At 36.6% G+C, this 18633-nt stretch carries 15 protein-coding genes; 4 read left to right on the top strand and 11 right to left on the bottom strand.

Annotated elements, in window-relative coordinates; all coding sequences use genetic code 11:
* Nucleotides 1–75 precede the first annotated feature (75 nt).
* The 4 genes from HZI73_RS25655 to HZI73_RS25640 all read right to left on the bottom strand — a co-directional run bounded on the left by HZI73_RS25655 (nucleotide 76) and on the right by HZI73_RS25640 (nucleotide 4432).
* A complete protein-coding gene (locus HZI73_RS25655) occupies nucleotides 76–501 on the bottom strand; it encodes a transcriptional regulator PerR (protein WP_212696174.1) in 426 nt (141 codons plus the stop codon).
* Nucleotides 502–665: 164 nt separating this feature from the next.
* Nucleotides 666–1610, bottom strand: coding sequence for an AraC family transcriptional regulator (locus tag HZI73_RS25650; RefSeq protein ID WP_212696173.1), 945 nt, complete (start codon nucleotides 1608–1610; stop codon nucleotides 666–668).
* 104 nt (nucleotides 1611–1714) lie between these two features.
* Nucleotides 1715–2722 (bottom strand): uroporphyrinogen decarboxylase family protein, encoded by a 1008-nt coding sequence (locus tag HZI73_RS25645; RefSeq protein ID WP_212696172.1) that lies wholly within the window; start codon nucleotides 2720–2722, stop codon nucleotides 1715–1717.
* A gap of 366 nt (nucleotides 2723–3088) precedes the next feature.
* On the bottom strand, nucleotides 3089–4432 hold the full coding sequence (locus tag HZI73_RS25640; protein ID WP_212696171.1) for an ISNCY family transposase: 1344 nt from the start codon (nucleotides 4430–4432) through the stop codon (nucleotides 3089–3091).
* A 221-nt stretch (nucleotides 4433–4653) separates the two neighbouring features.
* Here HZI73_RS25640 and HZI73_RS25635 point away from each other — a divergent pair, with 221 nt between their 5' ends.
* From HZI73_RS25635 to HZI73_RS25625, 3 genes are all read left to right on the top strand, one after another.
* Nucleotides 4654–5130 carry a chemotaxis protein CheX gene (locus HZI73_RS25635; protein ID WP_212696170.1) on the top strand — a complete coding sequence of 159 codons (477 nt, stop codon included), beginning with the start codon at nucleotides 4654–4656 and terminating at the stop codon, nucleotides 5128–5130.
* A gap of 104 nt (nucleotides 5131–5234) precedes the next feature.
* Nucleotides 5235–5723 (top strand): tRNA (cytidine(34)-2'-O)-methyltransferase, encoded by a 489-nt coding sequence (locus tag HZI73_RS25630; protein ID WP_212696169.1) that lies wholly within the window; start codon nucleotides 5235–5237, stop codon nucleotides 5721–5723.
* 391 nt (nucleotides 5724–6114) lie between these two features.
* Nucleotides 6115–7941, top strand: coding sequence for a Kelch repeat-containing protein (locus HZI73_RS25625; RefSeq protein ID WP_212696168.1), 1827 nt, complete (start codon nucleotides 6115–6117; stop codon nucleotides 7939–7941).
* A 263-nt stretch (nucleotides 7942–8204) separates the two neighbouring features.
* Here HZI73_RS25625 and HZI73_RS25620 read toward each other — a convergent pair whose 3' ends face one another.
* Together HZI73_RS25620 and HZI73_RS25615 are read right to left on the bottom strand one after the other, a co-directional pair.
* Nucleotides 8205–9242, bottom strand: coding sequence for a Gfo/Idh/MocA family protein (locus HZI73_RS25620; RefSeq protein ID WP_212696167.1), 1038 nt, complete (start codon nucleotides 9240–9242; stop codon nucleotides 8205–8207).
* A 10-nt stretch (nucleotides 9243–9252) separates the two neighbouring features.
* On the bottom strand, nucleotides 9253–10155 hold the full coding sequence (locus HZI73_RS25615) for a sugar phosphate isomerase/epimerase family protein (protein WP_212696166.1): 903 nt from the start codon (nucleotides 10153–10155) through the stop codon (nucleotides 9253–9255).
* A gap of 217 nt (nucleotides 10156–10372) precedes the next feature.
* Between HZI73_RS25615 and HZI73_RS25610 the strand changes: the two genes are divergently transcribed.
* The gene (locus tag HZI73_RS25610) at nucleotides 10373–11299 is read left to right on the top strand and encodes a helix-turn-helix domain-containing protein (RefSeq protein WP_212696165.1); all 927 of its coding nucleotides are present in this window, start codon (nucleotides 10373–10375) and stop codon (nucleotides 11297–11299) included.
* Nucleotides 11300–11373: 74 nt separating this feature from the next.
* On the opposite strand, the gene gdhA is transcribed toward HZI73_RS25610, so the two are convergent.
* The 5 genes from gdhA to HZI73_RS25585 all read right to left on the bottom strand — a co-directional run bounded on the left by gdhA (nucleotide 11374) and on the right by HZI73_RS25585 (nucleotide 18452).
* Nucleotides 11374–12711 (bottom strand): NADP-specific glutamate dehydrogenase, encoded by a 1338-nt coding sequence (gene gdhA, locus HZI73_RS25605; RefSeq protein ID WP_212696164.1) that lies wholly within the window; start codon nucleotides 12709–12711, stop codon nucleotides 11374–11376.
* A gap of 389 nt (nucleotides 12712–13100) precedes the next feature.
* Complete coding sequence (locus HZI73_RS25600; protein WP_212696163.1) at nucleotides 13101–14522, bottom strand: sensor histidine kinase; 1422 nt, start codon at nucleotides 14520–14522, stop codon at nucleotides 13101–13103.
* Nucleotides 14522–15205: a response regulator transcription factor gene (locus tag HZI73_RS25595; RefSeq protein ID WP_212696162.1), complete on the bottom strand. Its 684-nt coding sequence runs from the start codon at nucleotides 15203–15205 to the stop codon at nucleotides 14522–14524. The genes HZI73_RS25600 and HZI73_RS25595 overlap by 1 nt, the downstream gene beginning before the upstream one ends.
* Nucleotides 15206–15279: 74 nt before the next feature.
* Entirely contained in the window at nucleotides 15280–17664 is a 2385-nt protein-coding gene (locus HZI73_RS25590) for an endonuclease MutS2 (protein ID WP_212696161.1), read from the bottom strand.
* Nucleotides 17665–17849: 185 nt separating this feature from the next.
* Entirely contained in the window at nucleotides 17850–18452 is a 603-nt protein-coding gene (locus HZI73_RS25585; protein WP_212696160.1) for a TetR/AcrR family transcriptional regulator, read from the bottom strand.
* Between the last annotated feature and the right edge of the window lie 181 nt (nucleotides 18453–18633).

Here is an 18633-nt window from a genome sequence, read left to right as displayed (position 1 = left end):
ACCAGTGGATAAATAGTAAAAAGGGCTGTTGTGATCTATAACCTATTGTTATAGATCACAACAGCCCCTTAAGTGTTATGATTTCTCTTTTGCTTTTTGACACTTGGCACATGTGCCATAAAAAAATACTTTTTCAAAATCAATGTCAAAATCCGTTTCTGGTTCTACATATTTTTTGATATGTTGTAACTTATCTGTATGAAGGTCAAATACTTGATGACATGTCAAACAGATCATGTGAGGATGGGTGTTCACATTGGCATCATAACGAAAACTATCCTCACCTACATTAAATTCTTGAACCAATCCAGCTTTTTTTAGTGTGTCCAATGTTTTATAAACGGTAGCCAGACTCATGGTAGGATGAGTAGCTTGTATGCGTTTATAGATATGTTCAGCACTAGGATGTTCTGTTGTTTCATATAGAATTTTGAATATTGCAAGTCGTTGAGGAGTAACCTTAAGTTTTTGTGCTTTAAGTAATTCTGCCATTTGCTGCATAAGACTACCTCCTTTCAATAATAATTCTTACCTAGTAACTATTATACTATACTATTATCGTTTGTCAAGGATTATAGCCTTATTCCATAATATTGCAAGCTATGAAATGTTATTATCTGTCATCTTGAAAATTTACTCTGTATTGTTTTTATTATTCAACGATACTATTCTGACAGTCCTGAAATGGTTTTTCGATAATTCCCTGGTGATACCCCCATGTTCTTTTTAAAATCATTGCTAAAGTAATAGGCACTATTATAGCCAACATCTCTAGCAATGCTGGTGATATCTTGTTGGGTGCACTTTAGCAGATAAATGGCCCTATTAAGTCTTACTTTTTTGATATATTGGCTCACAGTTTCACCAACCCAACTTTTAAATAACCTTGAAAGGTGGCTATAACTTAGATGAACACAGTTGGCCACATCTTTCACATCAATATCTTGGTAATAATTATCTTCAATGAATTGGATGGTAGTCAGAATAATGTTGTTATAAATCATATTTTTATTTAGAGCTGTATCGGAATGCGTATCGACCAAATACCTGTTACAGCTACACACTAACTTGATAATGATTTGAAAAAAAGCTAATTGTAACTCCAGTGGCGAGCTCTCTTTTTTCCCAAGCTCCAATAGCTGAAGCATCATGTTGATAATACTGCCATCGTCATCATAGGGTTCTGGGGTAATGTGCATGAGGGAGTCTATCATCTGTTTGGATTGAATGCCATGAAGTTGATGGGAATCCAATGGCTTTTGAAGTGCTATTTCGAAGCGTAGTGAAAAACCAACATGTCCTATCCTATCCTTTTGACAGTGACCATGGATCACACCAGGAGCTAATAGATAGAACTGCCCTGGTGTAACCTTATGTTGGATGCCATTGGCAGTGGTGTAAACATGATCTTTCGTCACGTAGTGACACTCAAAAAAGGAGTGCTTGTGTTGTGTAATGGTCCATTCAGGCCCATTATCCATATAATGAATGCCTAAGACTCTTAAACGCATGGCATTAACCGATATATCTTTATACCATATTTTATTGAGTTGTTTAAAATCATCTTTATAGTGTGATAAGTCTATCTTTATGGTATGTTCATCCATCATAGATTACCTTTCTTATGCGTATTTGATCTATGATATCAGTGTACCAAATATAAAGATGTAACTCAATAACAACTATTATTTTTGTTTTGTTAATCTATGGATATCTATAAGCATAGATTCCATGTCTCAAATACTTTCTCAACATTAGCAGGTTTAGCACCAGGTCCGAACTCACATTGAGCAATACAACCACCACGAGCCCATAAATTATTTTTTACCTGTTGAACAGCATGTTTAATATCTTCTAAACTGCCATAAGGTAATAATTGCTGTCGATCAATCTCTCCCCAAAATGTTATCTTACCTTTATATTTTGCCAACTCTTCCATGGGCATACAGAATAACTGGGAGTTAATCGCATCAAGACCTAATTCTATCAAATGGGGATAAATATCTAAAATATAACCATCGGAATGCATGAAGATTTTTTTACCATGATCATGAGCAATATCGATATAATCTTTATACATAGGTTTAAAAAATTCTACCCACACCTTAGGGTTGATTAGAAGGCTATTCTGAGATCCCCAATCATCCATAAATGACAAAGCATCCACATCTGTTGAAGCCCATAGGGTTAACTGCTCACAATTAAATGCATGCATTTTTTTCATGAAATCAAGAAGCCCTTGTGGCCTTAACATTAAATCAATAAATAGATTCTCCGTACCACGAATAAACTGTAGCTGTTCAAATGGTCTTGGACAAGCCCCAGCCATAACAAATTTGTCTGTGTTTTTACAGAATGCATTAATTTTATCGATATCAATGGTTAACCACTCTCTTGGAATATGAACATTGTTTACATCTTTCCATGCGTCATCTTTAACCAAAGGTTCTTTTACTTCACCAATGATACCTTTTTGGTAGTTTAAGAATTTACATCCCCATGCATCGGTGGATTCACCAACTTCTGTTGGATCGCCTTCTGAACGGTCATTGACTTTATTATAACCAGGCGCTCCAATAATATCATCTGGATAATCTTCACCTATTTGATTAAGTTCTACGGGATAATGATGTTGTGCCCATGGTAGTACCCATTTTTGTCGAGGTACCCGTTCTGGATTTTCGAAATTCAACGTTTTATAAACCAATTCTCTTGAAGTCATGATAGGCCTCCTATTATTTCATACTTATGATGATTATTTTTTATGGTATAGTCAGTATAACAAGAGAGAAGGGTATGTACTTAAGAATTTCTATCATTTTTTTATAAATAATGTGCATGCTTATTGAAACAGATGGTAAAGTCATACTCAATTACTTTTCATGGGTTAGCCTTTTCATAATTAAATGAAATAAAATTCTATCTTAGAGGGGCTTTATCGTTGTAGAAGGTGTCAATAACTTTTGAAAATGTCCCTTTTTAAAGTAGTTATTATCGTGACAAAATGTCCCTTTTTTATGGAGCACATTTATTCCATGATTCTATTGACTCTTGTGGACTCTGCACCCTGTGTACACCCCTAAGGTATTTATATTGCAGATTGTTGTTTTTGGAAGAAGACTTCATAAAGAAACTTGAGTGATTGATTGAAATCTTCAGCCCACCATATTTTTTTCCATGCCTCTGAACTATGAATAAGGTGGGGTTTAACATTTTTAATCGCTTTTTTGCTAATCGCTTTTGAGGCATCTTTTCTTGCTGGTTTTAAGTAGCGTATAGTATCAAATATCTTGTTTTTACACTGTACTTTAATGCCATATCGAGGATTGATAAGGACTTTGATATTTTTTTTAGCTGAAACAATAGGGTATCCTTCATTCAAGATTTGAAAACATCTGCCTTTAAAGGAAAATACCCCTGCATTATCTGTTTTACGTGTATGTTTAACACATAGTACAGTATCGATATCAATAGAATCTTTAAGAGGTATAAAGAGCGAATGAGCTTCAGATGTTACTTTGAACTTAGAATTAAAGATAGCCTTATACTCATGGTTTAAAAATTCATTAGCAGCTTCAACAGTAGTAATGTTTCGCATTGCAAGCTCAACGGGTAAACGGCTTTGTAGAGTTACCCACAAGCGTTCCACACGTCCCTTAGCTTGAGGTGTTTTGGCATAAATCATATCGATACCAAGCTCGTGCATAGAGCGTCCGAACTGTGTTAGATTAACGGATTTACCAGCTATTAGCTCTTCTACAGTAAGCTTTCCAGTCTTTGGTGAACGAAAGATGGTATGGTTATCGGAATAGATGGTTTGAGGAACACCAAAAGCCAAACAACACTGGCGCATCATTTCAAGGTAGCCATAGAGGCATTCATTTTGCGTCATATATAACCCAACGATTTGTCCGGTAGCATCATCGATTGCTCCATGTAAAGCATATTTTTTATTGTCCCCAAACCATTCATAAGGTGTAGCATCGATCTGAATAAGTTCTCCGGGATGAGCTTTACGTTTGCGTCTATGGGTACGTGGAGAAACTTTTTTTCGTTTAGGGCTTTGAATGCCTGCATTTTTGAGTATACTAGAAAGAGAAGAGTATGAGATGTGGAGCTTGTACTTTTCTGCTAGTATATCTTTAAAGTGAAGGAAATTGACTGATTGGAATTCTTGTGAAGAGTGGATTCCAACAATCATTTCCTTCTTTTCATCTGAAAAAGCATGAGGAGGCTTTCTACCTGTATTTTTATGAATCAGAGATTCAGCACCAGTATCAATTATTCCTTTCTTTAAGCGTGAGATCTGGCGTGTAGAAAGATTCAAAAGCTCAGCAGCTTGCTGTCTTGTAATGGATTTGTCAATAAAGCTATTTATGACTTTATAGGTTTTCAATTGTTTTTGTGACAATGTAATCATTCCTGTTTTCATAATTAGAGTGTGTTCAAAGGTGACATTTTCTAAAATTAATCTTAAGGTGACATTATCACAAGTTAACAACACTTTATCGTTGTAGAAGGTTGAACTATACTATGTAATATGATACAATATTTTTTAGCTAAGGAACTGTTAAAATATTCGATGGGGTAAAGGTGTATTTTAACGTTTCTAATACAGAAGGGATTCTACTAGAACTGAAAGGATGATAACATATGTCAGGAGTAAATGTTGAATTTATTAATCCATTTATTGGTGCTGCACAGAAGATTCTACGAGATGTATGTCAGTTAGAGACGAAATTACAAAAACCTTACCTGAAAGAAGCCGAATACAAAGGTGATTTAGTAGCTGTTATAATAGGTGTTACAGGAAATATTAAGGGACAAGTTATACTCAGTATTAGTATAGAAACGGCATGTAATATTGCATCTAAGATGATGATGGGTATGCCTGTAGATGCATTGAACGATATGGCAAAAAGTGCCATTAGTGAATTATCCAATATGATTCTTGGTAATGCAGCTACAAATCTGTCACAAAAAGGTCTAACGGTGGATATCACACCACCATCTATATGTTTGGGTAAAGATATGAACATCACCGTGAATCATTCAAAAAACATCTGTGTACCTTTGAAATTTGACGATAACAGTTTATTTGAAGTCAACATATCCATTGTTGAAGAATAGGTTATGCTGAAACACCAAATAGCATGTTCTGTGAGTTGAACATGTTTCCCAAGCTTATATCCATCATGTTGTTTCACAAATTATAATGATAAGGTGAATTTTAAATGAACATATTGCTGCATGAACCGGAAATTCCCCATAATACAGGGAATATAGGAAGAACTTGTGTCGCCACAGGTACAGCCTTACATCTCATTAAACCTTTAGGCTTTTCCATTGACGAAAAATCCGTTAAAAGAGCTGGTCTTGATTATTGGGACAAATTAGATGTCTATCTCTACGATAATTTCCAAGATTTTTTGAATAAAAACCCGCACGCAACCATCTATATGGCGACAACAAAAGCAAAGCACACGTATGCAGAAGTGACCTATACAGAAGATAGTTTTATTATGTTTGGAAAAGAAAGTGCTGGTATACCAGAGGATATCCTTATTCAATACCCAGAGACAAGTATTCGTATACCCATGGAGCCTACCATTCGGTCCTTGAATTTATCCAATGCAGTAGCCATTGTGTTATACGAGTCACTCCGACAACAGAATTTTTCTCATATGCAATTAGAAGGGCAATTAAGAAATTATAAATGGTAAAATAAGGGGGTATCGCTAATGATATCCTCTTTTCTTTAATCTAGGGACAACATTAGCCCTTATCCTATTAAAAAGACAACCACCTATATGAAATGGTTGTTTTTTTTTGCATATGAATACTACTTTGGTGACTTGTTAATTTACTGAAAATGAGTAGGATTCAACCAATTCCATATACTAAAGACGGACATATTATGTCGTGGTAATGTCGTAGAGGTTAATTGTATAATAATTACAGGAGGTAAAAACAACAGTATGAGCAATATATCTCGTAAAAAAAGTAATACTTGATAATCAATTAAGGGTTACGAATGATAAGATGATATATAAGCTCAGAGCGTGGTAAAATTTAACACAATTACCAAACCATATAAACAAGGAGGAGTATAAAATGAAGAAACTAAGAAAATTATTCAGTTTTATTATGATGGTAACACTCATTATGATTAATTCTAATGCAGTACGAGGTGCTGAAGGCGAGGATTTAGGTAGTTGGGAAACGAAGGCTAGTATGCCAACAGCAAGAACGGCTTTAGGAGTGGCAGAAGTTGATGGTAAGATATATGCCATAGGTGGTTATAATAACTCTGAACTTAATGTAGTAGAAGCGTATGATATTGCAACAGATACATGGATAACAAAGGCAAGTATGCCAACAGCGAGATGGTCATTAGACGTAGCAGAAGTTAATGGTAAGATATATGCTATTGGTGGACAGAACCTTGAAAATGAGTATCTTGATACAGTAGAAGAATATGATCCTGCAACAGATACATGGACAACAAAAGCAAGTATGCCCACGCCAAGACACTATCTAAGCGTAGCAGAAGTTAATGGCAAGATATATGCTATCGGTGGATCTAGTGGTTTAAGTTATAATAACATAGTAGAAGAGTATGACCCACAAACGAATACTTGGACAACGAAAGCTAGTATGCCAACAGCAAGAGGTACAATGGGAGTTGTAGAAGTTGAAGGTAAAATATATGCGATTGGTGGATATAATAGTGATGGAGTCTGGGAAGGAGCAGTGGAAGAATATAATCCCACAACAGATATGTGGACAACAAAGGCCAGTATGCCAACAGCAAGACGTGCTTTAGGTGTAACAGTAGCTAGTGGTAAAATATATGCTATAGGTGGAGAACACTTTAAAGACATGAGTCACGTATTTCTTGATACAGTAGAAGAATATGATCCTCAAGCAGATACATGGACAACAAAAGCTAGCATGCCAACTAAAAGAGGATATTTACGTTCAATTGGGGTAAATGATAACATATATGTAATAGGTGGGAAAAATTGGTCTGATGGTAAAATTAGTACGGTAGACGTATTTATGCCATCATCAACCGTTATTAATGCACCTACGAGTCTTAAGGCTACAACGTCTTCTAGCACGATCGTTCTCAACTGGGATACTGTTACGGATGCAGATAGTTATACTATATTAAAATCAACGACATCTGGAGTTATAGATACTGTAATAGCAAGCGATCTAACAGAAACAACTTATAGCGACTCAGATGTCATTCCTGGGGTAACTTACTACTATGCAGTACGAGCCGTAAAAGACGGTGTAGAAAGCGCTAACTCTAATATTGCTTCAGCCATGAATCCTTTAAAAGAAACATTAGAATTAAATAGTATCGATAAGATAAGGGTTGGAGAAGATGTTTCAGTTGATGTGAAATTGCACAATGCCAACAACATATATGCAGAGGATGTTACAGTCACGTATAATCAGGAAATATTTGAATATACTGGACATGAAGAAATTGAAGGGCTACAGGTAGTGAAGTCAATTAATCATGAGGGCACTCTTCGATTTATCATTGCTAGTAAGGGCGAGGATAAGAGTGTTGACGGTAGTGAAACAATCGTCACATTAAAATTCAAAGCAAAAAAAGTAGGAGAAGGCAAAATTGATGCACTAAAAGCACGGATTGCTAATATTGAAGCTGAATGGGATTTAATAGAGATTGATTGTGGAGAGACGTCAATAAATGTGGAAGGTTATCTTGATGTCAATCGTACAGGCGAATTCACCTTATTAGACTTAGCCATTGATGGGTTTTATTACAATAAATTAGTAGCGGATACAAATACTGAAAAATATGATGCAGATGTAGTTGTAGATGGTACAATAAATGATGATGACTTGGTTGCAATTGTCAATGAAATGTTAAGTAATACTCATTATGAGCCAAATAAATAATAGAAACACATAGGAAATTATATCGATTATAAGATTGAGTAAACCAACGTACAATTATAAACCATAAGAAAGGGGCAGTCCGAAAATAGACAGCCCAACAAAAGTCAGTATAACTCTTAAGAGTTGCTGGCTTTTTTATAAAAAAAGATAAAAAACAAAACCCATAAGAATCATTATCAATTTAAGATGTTGATTTTTATGGATTTGCTGTTTTTTTATTTCGGAGCATCGAAAAACACTATTTTCCGACAACCCCTTTCTTATTAGGATAGATCAATCAATTCATGAAGGTATACTTTTCGTTGTTCCTGCGAACTTTTAATAGCTGCCATGACCATGGCAAGACTTTTAATATTGTCCTTGCAGTCTGTTTGAGCAGGAACACCTTTTATCAATGCATTCATCATATCTTCAATACAACCTGCATGACCTGTTGCAGCATTACTTTTTATATCCACAACATGCTTGTCGTAGTCTGAAGGGAATCTGTTGTTGGGATCCGAATTGGTTTCATACCATGGCAGGCTTTTTCCATCCCAGCCGGCAGCACCTGTACTTCCCATCGCTCGCCAATCACATTCCCAGCTGGTTACACTACCTTTCGCACACCAAGAACCGTTATATTCAAAAACAACATCATTGGTCATTTCAAAGATACATACAGCACTGGCATTACCTTTATACCAAGAACCTGGAGGATTGAACTCGTGACAGTATACGGATACGGGGTCGCAACCGGAAATAAACCGAGCTTGATCAAAGGTGTGGATAGCCATATCTAATATAAGTGGGCTATCCATCAGGTCTCTAAAACCTCCAAAATGGGCTTCAATATAAAAGGAAGCACCTAAGAAACCTAATGCCCCAATCTGTTGATTGGCAATAATGGACTGAAAAGAACGAATATCTTTTAAAAATCTTCTGTTTTGCATAACAGCATAGGACTTATTGGTTGTTGCCGAAGTTTTAACCATATCTAAGGCATGTTCAATGGAATCAGCTAAGGGCTTCTCACCAAAGACATGACAGCCAGCGTTAAGGGCTGTAGTGACAACGCGATGATGTATTTCAGGTATCGTATTATCAATGACAAGATCCGGCTTAATCTCTTCTATGGCTACCTCAAAATCCGTATAGATTGGACAGGATAGGTTGAATTTGTCTTTTTTATCTTGAGCATGGTTTTTGTGTAAGTCAACCAAACCAGCGATGATAACATCTTCTCTTCCAGTCAATGCAGTAAGCCAGCTATTGCTTATGCCACCGCATCCCACTTGAAGAACTCTAAATTGTTTACCCATATCTGACCTCCTATTGTCTATTTTTCCAAGCTTCTGGATTAGCTACATAGCTTCCACCGCGACAATGCTTTAAGTAATTTAAGGCATGAATCTGTCCCGTTAACTCTAATTGGCCTTTATAAACGGGATCGTGATAGCCTTCGATATCAATATTGCCTGTGTAACCATTCATACGCAGGATTGATATGATATCTGTCCAGTTACTATCCCCAAAACCAGGTGTCCTATGCCAAGCAAATTGTTTAGCCCCGCCAATACCATATTGCTTGATAACATCCCAGTCAATGGTCGCATCTTTTCCATGAACATTCCATATCTTGCCAGCCCATTTTCTGAGTTGTGGTATAGGGTCAATCAGTTGCACCATTTGATGACAAGGTTCCCATTGCAGACCCAAATGCTCATCAGGCAGAGCATTAAACATAAGCTCCCATGCAGCTGGATTATGAGCAATATTCCAGTTACCTTTTTGCCAGTCACCACCCATGGTACAGTTCTCAAAGGCAATCTTTACACCTTTTGAAGCAGCTCTTTTTGAAAGCTCGCCAAAGACGTTTTTGAATGTTGGGATGGATTCATCAATGCTTTTGTCAATGACCCTTCCAGCGAAACCAGTCACTAAATCGGTGCCAAAAAGTGATGCATGATCAATAAGGGCTTCCCAAGATGGTACAGCATCAGCATATTCAGAGCCGCCTGCAAGAGGGTTTGAAAATATGGATAAGCTGGAAATGGTAATACCTTTAGGTGCCAGGAAATCCGTCAATCGTTTTGCCAATTCTGGAAGATCTATATCACCAACGGTTTTCCAGAATGTTAATGAAAAGGATTCAAAGCCATGATCCGCGATATCTGGTATCACCGATAAGGCTTCACCAGCACTGATTAACGTACCAATTTTAATTTGATTCATATGTATCACGCTCCTATTCTATTAAATACGTTCTCTGCTAGACCTTGAGTTAGCAGTGAGACTATGATAATATTATATTACATACCCATTGAGCCAACTAGCATTGATATTGACTTATAGTAATACAATATTGACTTTATATTCATCGGGTTATTCATATAATGAAACCACCAACATGTCCTAGAAAAAGTAGTGTAATTGGGAGGAGTAGAGAACAATGCATAATGCCATATATCAGAAAGGATATTTACAAACCAGTTATGCGCGAGAGACAGCTTTCCCCTTGTCTCTATACAACTGTGCAGTTAGAGAGGGCCATCCTCTGCATCCTCATTATCATGATAATTTTGAAATTATCTATGTGAAGGAAGGTAAGGTTAATATTCGAATTGGAAACGATACTTACTATTCAGAAGGTGAGAATATTTTCTTTGTCAACATGTTTCAAGTTCATTATGTGGAGTCAGCTGATGGCCATGTAGGGAAATTCTATGCCATCGTTTTTGATAAAAAAATGCTGGATAGTATCAACATGAATGACTATTATATAACCTATATACAACCCTTTCTAGCTGGTGAAAAAAGATTGCTTTCTAGGGTACCCTCCAACAGTCAATTGTTTCATAAGTTAGCAGAGTCTTTAGACCTGATTATGTACGAATACAGTACCAAAGGAAAAGCCTATGAGGTTTACATAAAAACGGAGATAGAACGGATTTTTGCTACCATGGTAAGGTACAGTGACCATTTTGATTCAGAAGAAAAGCATACCTTTTCAAGTGTTAACAAAAAAATGATGGACGACATGTGGTCTTATATCCAAAACAATTATCAACATGACATTTCATTGGATGACATGGCACAGGCTCTTAATATGAATAAGCATTATTTTTGCAGGGTTATTAAAAAACTCACAGGGAAACCCTTTACCCAGTTGCTGAATATACATCGCGTATATCAAGCGGAACGCTTATTAACGGAAACGGATATTCCTGTCAGTCACATATCCGACATGAGCGGTTTTTCTAATCAGAGCTATTTTAACCGGATGTACTTAAAATATACTGGGAATACACCTACTGCAACAAGAAAAAGTATGAAAAATATGGATGGAGAACCTTCTACAAGAATCCTAAATAATTGATATAAGTCAATTATTTAGGATTCTTAGGTTTTGATAATTATTGTTGAGTGAGAAAGAGAATGAATCCTTCGTCCTTATACAGTACCTTGTGCATGCATTGCCTGAGCCACTTTTAGGAAGCCTGCAATGTTGGAGCCGATAACATAGTTACCTTCTTGACCATATGCAATAGCAGCATCACGCATGGAAATGAAGATGTTTTTCATGATGTCTTGAAGTTTTTTATCCACTTCTTCAAATGACCAGGATAAACGCATGCTGTTTTGGGTCATTTCTAATGCAGACACAGCTACACCGCCAGCGTTAGCAGCTTTCCCAGGGGCAAATTTTATGTTATGGGTAAGGTAGACCTCTATGGCTTCTGGTGTAGACGGCATATTAGCACCTTCTCCTATGGCAATACAGCCATTTTTTACAAGGATTTTTGCAGATCCTTCATCAATTTCATTTTGCGTTGCACACGGGAGGGCAACATCACATGGAATGGACCAGATACCACTGCACCCATCATAGTACTGGGCTGTTGGATAATATCTTACATATTCATGTATACGTTTTCTTTCAACTTCTTTTATACGCTTTACAATATCGAGCTTAATGCCGTCTGGGTCATAGATATACCCTGTTGAATCACTTAGAGCTACAACTTTAGCTCCTAATTGCTGGGCTTTTTCTGTTGCATAGATAGCAACATTTCCCGATCCAGAGATAACAACCGTTTTATCTTGTAGTGTATCTTGATGATGTCGAAGAATCTCTTCCATCAAATAGATTAATCCAAATCCTGTGGCTTCTGTTCGGGTTAAACTGCCTCCGTATTGTAAACCCTTACCTGTTAGAACCCCTTCATTTAGACCTTTGATGCGTTTATATTGTCCATAGAGATACCCGATTTCACGAGCACCAACACCCATATCACCGGCTGGTACATCTGTATAAGCACCGATATATCTTGATAGTTCCGTCATAAAACTTTGACAAAAACGCATAATTTCATTATCTGTCTTACCTTTTGGATCAAAATCACTTCCGCCTTTACCACCACCAATGGGAAGACCTGTTAATGAATTCTTAAATATTTGTTCAAAACCAAGAAACTTTATAATGCTGGCATTAACGCTAGGATGGAATCTTAAGCCACCTTTGTAGGGTCCAATAGCGCTATTGAATTGGACACGAAATCCACGATTAATTTTTACATTACCCATATCGTCTATCCAAGGAACACGAAAGATGATAAGTCTTTCAGGTTCTACAATACACCTAACAACACTTTCATATTCAGGGTGCTTATCCAATACGGGATCAATGGATGCAAGCACTTCTTCCACAGCTTGAAGAAATTCAGGTTCATGTCTGTTGCGTTGTTTTACGTTTTCAAATATGTTTGCTGTATTCTTTAATATAAGCATTATACCACTCCTTGATTATTTAATGATGCGATAAAAATGAAAGCCATAAATTCTTTCGCTTCATTTTAACACCCCGCCTCTTTAAAGATTATAGCATATGCCAATTACATATGTATAGTGTAAATATAGACTATATTAGATTTTATAGAAAATGCACAATTTTTATTAGGATTCAGTATGGTGCATGGTGATATAGAAATTGCATCAAACGTAACATTAAATATTTTCTGGTGTGTGTGGTGAACGATTAGATTTTGTATAAGAAACGGCTAAGAATAATCAAGTTAGGAAGTAAAAAAACTACTGATGTAATCAATAGTTTTTTAACAGTTATTTTAATGTTGTACGTGTTTTTTTGTATTTTTACTTACAATTATAGATTATAGAAACTATCTATACATCTTATTGCCCTTATCCAAAGTCAAAGTAAACACGAACTCTGTTCCTTTATTCAGTTGACTGTTGACATTGATGGTTTCGCCATGGGCATTGATGATTTCTTTTACGATGGACAAACCAAGACCGGTCCCTTTTTTATCTTTACCTCGAGAACGGTCAGCTTTATGGAAACGATTAAAGATATACTTAATGTCTTCTTCCTTAATACCAGGTCCTGTATCTTTGATGGATATATTAATTTTTTCTTTATACTTAGTTGTTTCAATGGTGAGGCGGTCACCTTTACCACAGAATTTTACGGCATTATCAATCATGTTGTAGAGTACACGCTGTATTTTTTGTCGATCGGCATCTACAAACACAGCTTTTTCATCGATCAATATGGTGATCTCCATTTTCTTATCGATGATTTTCTGTTCAAATTGAATGATGACTTCCCGTATAAGATTATGGATATCGAAAGAGGTTCGATTAATGGTTATCCCATTGTTTTCAAGTTTAGCCAGTAGTAGAATATCATTGGTTAGGCTGGTTAAGCGGTTGCTTTCGTTTAACACGATATTCAGGTACTTGTCCTGATTCTCTGGTGGTATGGTACCATCCAATATGGCTTGTACAAAGCCTTTGATGGATGTGAGTGGAGAGCGGAAGTCATGCGAAATATTGGCAATAAAACCCCGCCGCATTTCTTCAAGTTTACCCAATTCAGCAGCCATATAGTTAAGGTTCGTAGCAAGTTCACCAAATTCATCATTACTATGAATCATAATTCTACTCTCAAAGTTACCATTAGCAATGGATTTTGCTGTTTTATTCATCTGCTGGAAGATTTTTGTGATCCTTCTAGAGAAGAGATACATCAGCATAATGGACACCACTAATGAAAAGAGTAAACTAATAAGGGTTACCCTAAAAAACGGATTGGTAGCATTGGTGATGGATGGGTAATAAGCATGTAAAAAGATAAGCCCCATGGTTTCATTATTGTACCTGATAGGAACGATGACGGTAATCATCCTTTCCCGAAAAAGGCCGTAAAAATTACCTGTAAAGGTCACATGATGACCTTCTATTGCTTTTTGAATGTTAGGGCGCTGGGTATCAAAGGTGATACCGGATAATTTATTAGATTCCGAGTCCATTAAAATGGTTCCATTATTGGTGACAATCCATATTCGAGACCCATATGCACGACTCATAGAGTTAATAGCCGTCCTAAAATAACTACTATTAATATCCTCTAAGAGGTACATTTCATTGATGATTCTACCCGATTCAATGAGCTTATCGCTTTTATCGGATATAAAATAACCGTTGATGACATAGGTAATAAAGGATGTTAAACAGATAAATGTAAGCAGGGTTAACGCAGCATACAAAGTAAAAAATTTACTTACAAAGGATTTAAACATTATTTCACCTCAAATTTATAGCCAATTCCCCATACTGTTTTAATACCCCAATAATCAGATTTTTTGATTTTCTCCCTAATCCTTTTGACATGAACATCTACCGTTCGTGTATCGCCAATGTATTCATAACCCCATATACGATCCAACAATTGTTCTCGTGTGAAAACCTGATTCGCATTGGATGCTAAAAAGTAGAGAAGTTCTAACTCTTTTGGAGGCATTTCAATCTTTTCATCAAAATAGATAACGGTATAATTGGACAGATTAATGGTAAGATTAGGTACCACCACCTGTTTTGTTTTATCATCTCTTGGTTGATAGCGACGCAGTACCGCTTTTACACGAGCTGTTAACTCTTTGGTGTCAAAGGGTTTAACCATATAATCATCTGCACCCAGTTCAAGACCTAATATTTTATCAAAGGTTTCACCTTTTGCCGTGAGCATGATAATGGGAATGTTGCTCATCTTACGTATTTCCTTACATACATCATAACCATCCATTCCAGGTAACATAAGGTCAAGTATGACCAGGTTAGGTGCAAAGGTTTGAAAGATTTTTAAAGCATTATTACCATTATGCACAAACTTGGTTAAATACCCTTCTTTATTTAAGTATAACGAAATAAGTTCCGTAATATTGGGGTCATCGTCGACTATGAGTATCTTTTGCTTGGATTCCATTGAATCACCTCCATTATTTGTATGCATCTTATGATATAGCCTTGTTTCGTGCTTAAATGATTGTTCAGATCGTTTTATTTAAATTCCACAATGGTTACGCCAGATTCACCTTCACCAAAAGAACCAATTCGGAAGGATTTAATGTATTTTACTCGTCTTAAGAAACCATGGATACCAGTTCGTAGAGCACCTGTTCCCTTACCATGGATAATGGTGACTTGAGGTAAGTGGGAGAGGTAAGCATCGTCAAGAAACTTATCCAATATCCCCAGTGCCTCGTCCACCATACAGCCCCTTACATCCACTTCTGGCGATATGGACATGGACTTGGATGAGACAGATTTTTTTGTTTTGGGTGTTTGATTTTTGTAAGTGATATCACCACCACCTACATAACTCAAATCTTTTATGTTTACTTTTGTTTTCATGATGCCCATTTGTAATTGCACATCACCTTTTGCATTTGGCGGTGATAACACCGTACCTTTTTGATTAAGGGTGGTGACAAATACCATGTCCCCAGCTTTCACATCTTTCAACGATTTAGTAACATTCTTTTTAGGTTTCATGCTGGATGACAGACCTTTTTCCATGGAAGTGATGGAGGAACGGAGGCTGCTTCTATGAGACTCCATTTCTTTTGCATTACCCGTATGTTTACTCAGCTTTGTCATTTCTTTAATGATATGATCGGCTTTATCTTTAGCAAGGCTAAGGACCTTATAGGCCTCTTCCTTGGCTTCTTTTAGAATACGTTCTTTTTGCTGAGCGATTTTTTCTTTTTGAACTTCAACTTTCTCTTTCAGCTGTTCAGCTTCTCTGCTGTACCGTTCAGCTTTCTCTTTTTCCATGAGGGTTGTTTTTTTACTGATTTCAAGTTCTGTAATGAGGTCTTCAAAACGCACTTCTTTTTGTTCTAATAACTGTTTGGCTTCATCAATGATATCATCGGATAGACCTAAGCGCTTGGAAATGGCAAAAGCATTACTTTTACCTGGGATACCAATTAGTAAGCGATAGGTTGGGCGTAGTGTTTTTACATCAAATTCACAACAAGCATTTTCTACGCCACTTGTGGAGAGGGCATAGACCTTAAGCTCACTGTAGTGGGTTGTTGCTACCGTTAAAATATCCTTGGCATGGAGATTATCCAATATGGCCATAGCCAGAGCGGCACCTTCTGTTGGATCAGTTCCGGCCCCTAATTCATCAAATAAGACCAAAGAATCTTCTGTAGCATGGGCCAGTATATCAATGATATTGGTCATGTGTGAGGAGAAGGTACTCAACGATTGTTCAATGCTCTGTTCATCACCAATATCAGCAAATATGTGGTCAAAAATGGATAATTGAGAATTGGCTGAAGCAGGAATGTGAAGACCTGCCTGTCCCATGAGTGTGAGTAAGCCTACTGTTTTTAAGGTAACTGTTTTACCTCCCGTGTTAGGACCTGTAATCATCAGGGTTGTAAAATCTTGACCCAGATGAATATCAATAGGTACAACGGTTTTTTGATCCAATAATGGATGACGGCCTTTGATGATACGGATATGCTTATGGTCATTGAATGTTGGTTCTGTACAATTCAGTGCGATGGAGAGCTCTCCTTTTGCAAAGATAAAATCGATCTCCGTTAACAGCTTGGTATTAGCGTCCAGTTGGAATGCATGTTCATAACAGAAGCTGCTTAACCGTGCAAGGATTTTTTCAATCTCCTGTTTTTCTTTTGTAAAGAGTTCTTTTACTTTATTGTTTAATTCCACAACGGACATAGGCTCAATGAATAAGGTCGAGCCAGAAGCAGACTGATCGTGAATCATACCCTTAAAAGAACCTCGATATTCTTGTTTGACAGGCACACAATAGCGATCATTACGAATGGTAATAATCGGGTCTTGGAGCATGGTCTTATAGCTTGACGACGTTATGATACGATTCAACTGCTCTTTAATCTTTTCATTGGATACCTTCATCTGTCGTCTTATTTGATGCAGTTCACGACTTGCATCATCTGCCATTTCCTCTTCAGAGATAATACAGCGGGTAATCTCTTTGTAGAGAGGATGGAGCACTTCAATGTTATCAAATAGGTTATAGAGAAGTTCCAAATTAAGGAACTGGTTGGCATCTTTAGCACCTTTGGCGTAGGATTTTACTTGTGAACATACCCGAAGAACTTCACCTATATGTAATAATTCCAGCATAGAAAGGTTGCCGCCAATGGATAGCCGTTTTAAGGAAGAACGAATATCCTTTAAACCACCTAGAGGGAGTGAACCTCTTTTCAGAATCATGGTCACGGCTTCTGTGGTTTCTTGCTGCTTCTTTCGAATATAGGTCAGGTCATAATGGGGTTGTAGATTCATGGAAATCTCTTTAGCCATTTTTGATGATGTAAGATCAACCAGCTGACCTATGATTTTATTATATTCTAACGTGTTTAATGTTTTCTGATTCATATATACCACCTTATGATGTAAGTCTATTACTTACCTTTTACACGGGTTAACATGTGTTCTTCTATAGGAAAGTTCTCAATTTAACAAATGAGATAGGAGCATTCTCATTTGTGGTAAGGAAACTTTCCTAACGGACAAATCCGCTTTGCGGAACGAGGCGTAGCCTCTTTTGTTCATAACTTTATTTAGTCCATAATGACCTTGATTAATTCATCAATATATTTTTTCTTAAAGGATGGTTGAGAAAGAGAAGTAGCGTGCATGCTATCATTCAGCGTACCCTCATTTCGAATAAATTCAATCATCATTGGGAATGCAAAACTGGAAAAGATAATCATGTACTTGATGTATAATAATTCTTGGTCATGAATACCTGTATATTCTTCCAAATGTGCATAGATTTTTTTTGAAAATGCTTCATCGTAAAATAAATGATTGAACATGAAAGCTTCTTTACCATCTTGACTGTTGTTGCCAATCATGTATTTTAACACACCATTATATTTTAAGGTCCAATGATAGATGATATTAATCACCTCTTTAACCACAGGTTCTAAATCATTGGTTGACCCATCAATGAGTTTGGTTATGTTACCTTTTAGTTCTTCAGACACATAATCAATGACTTTGTTATACAAGCTTTGTTTGTCACCATAATAGTAATTAACCGCTGCCACATTAACATGGGACATGTCAGATATTTCTTTTATGGTGGCATGTCCTTGTTTGCTTAACAATTCAATGGTGGCATGCATAATTTTTTGTCTTGCTTCATCACTTTTCTTCATGAAATATCGCCTCAATCGTGTTTCAACTTATAATAGTATATTCTAACATAAAGAGACACTTAGTTCAAACCATGTCCATTATAAGCAGACCTTTTTTAGGATGTCCTTTTTTAGCATATTAAGCTGATGCTCTTGACAAGATGGAAATCTTAGATATAATTAAAATATAAATTTTAAATGA

The organism is Vallitalea pronyensis (assembly GCF_018141445.1).
GTDB lineage: Bacteria > Bacillota > Clostridia > Lachnospirales > Vallitaleaceae > Vallitalea > Vallitalea pronyensis.
This window is presented reverse-complemented; position numbering and strand designations above follow the sequence as displayed.

Excerpts from the sequence above, each read along its gene's own strand:
- HZI73_RS25635 (WP_212696170.1), top strand. The coding sequence starts at position 4,654 with ATGTCAGGAGTAAATGTTGAATTTATTAATCCATTTATTGGTGCTGCA.
- HZI73_RS25595 (WP_212696162.1), bottom strand. The coding sequence starts at position 15,205 with ATGGAATCCAAGCAAAAGATACTCATAGTCGACGATGACCCCAATATT.
- HZI73_RS25645 (WP_212696172.1), bottom strand. The coding sequence starts at position 2,722 with ATGACTTCAAGAGAATTGGTTTATAAAACGTTGAATTTCGAAAATCCA.
- HZI73_RS25615 (WP_212696166.1), bottom strand. The coding sequence starts at position 10,155 with ATGAATCAAATTAAAATTGGTACGTTAATCAGTGCTGGTGAAGCCTTA.
- HZI73_RS25625 (WP_212696168.1), top strand. The coding sequence starts at position 6,115 with ATGAAGAAACTAAGAAAATTATTCAGTTTTATTATGATGGTAACACTC.
- HZI73_RS25640 (WP_212696171.1), bottom strand. The coding sequence starts at position 4,432 with ATGAAAACAGGAATGATTACATTGTCACAAAAACAATTGAAAACCTAT.
- HZI73_RS25610 (WP_212696165.1), top strand. The coding sequence starts at position 10,373 with ATGCATAATGCCATATATCAGAAAGGATATTTACAAACCAGTTATGCG.
- HZI73_RS25585 (WP_212696160.1), bottom strand. The coding sequence starts at position 18,452 with ATGAAGAAAAGTGATGAAGCAAGACAAAAAATTATGCATGCCACCATT.
- HZI73_RS25630 (WP_212696169.1), top strand. The coding sequence starts at position 5,235 with ATGAACATATTGCTGCATGAACCGGAAATTCCCCATAATACAGGGAAT.
- HZI73_RS25650 (WP_212696173.1), bottom strand. The coding sequence starts at position 1,610 with ATGATGGATGAACATACCATAAAGATAGACTTATCACACTATAAAGAT.
- HZI73_RS25590 (WP_212696161.1), bottom strand. The coding sequence starts at position 17,664 with ATGAATCAGAAAACATTAAACACGTTAGAATATAATAAAATCATAGGT.
- HZI73_RS25600 (WP_212696163.1), bottom strand. The coding sequence starts at position 14,522 with ATGTTTAAATCCTTTGTAAGTAAATTTTTTACTTTGTATGCTGCGTTA.
- HZI73_RS25655 (WP_212696174.1), bottom strand. The coding sequence starts at position 501 with ATGCAGCAAATGGCAGAATTACTTAAAGCACAAAAACTTAAGGTTACT.
- gdhA (WP_212696164.1), bottom strand. The coding sequence starts at position 12,711 with ATGCTTATATTAAAGAATACAGCAAACATATTTGAAAACGTAAAACAA.
- HZI73_RS25620 (WP_212696167.1), bottom strand. The coding sequence starts at position 9,242 with ATGGGTAAACAATTTAGAGTTCTTCAAGTGGGATGCGGTGGCATAAGC.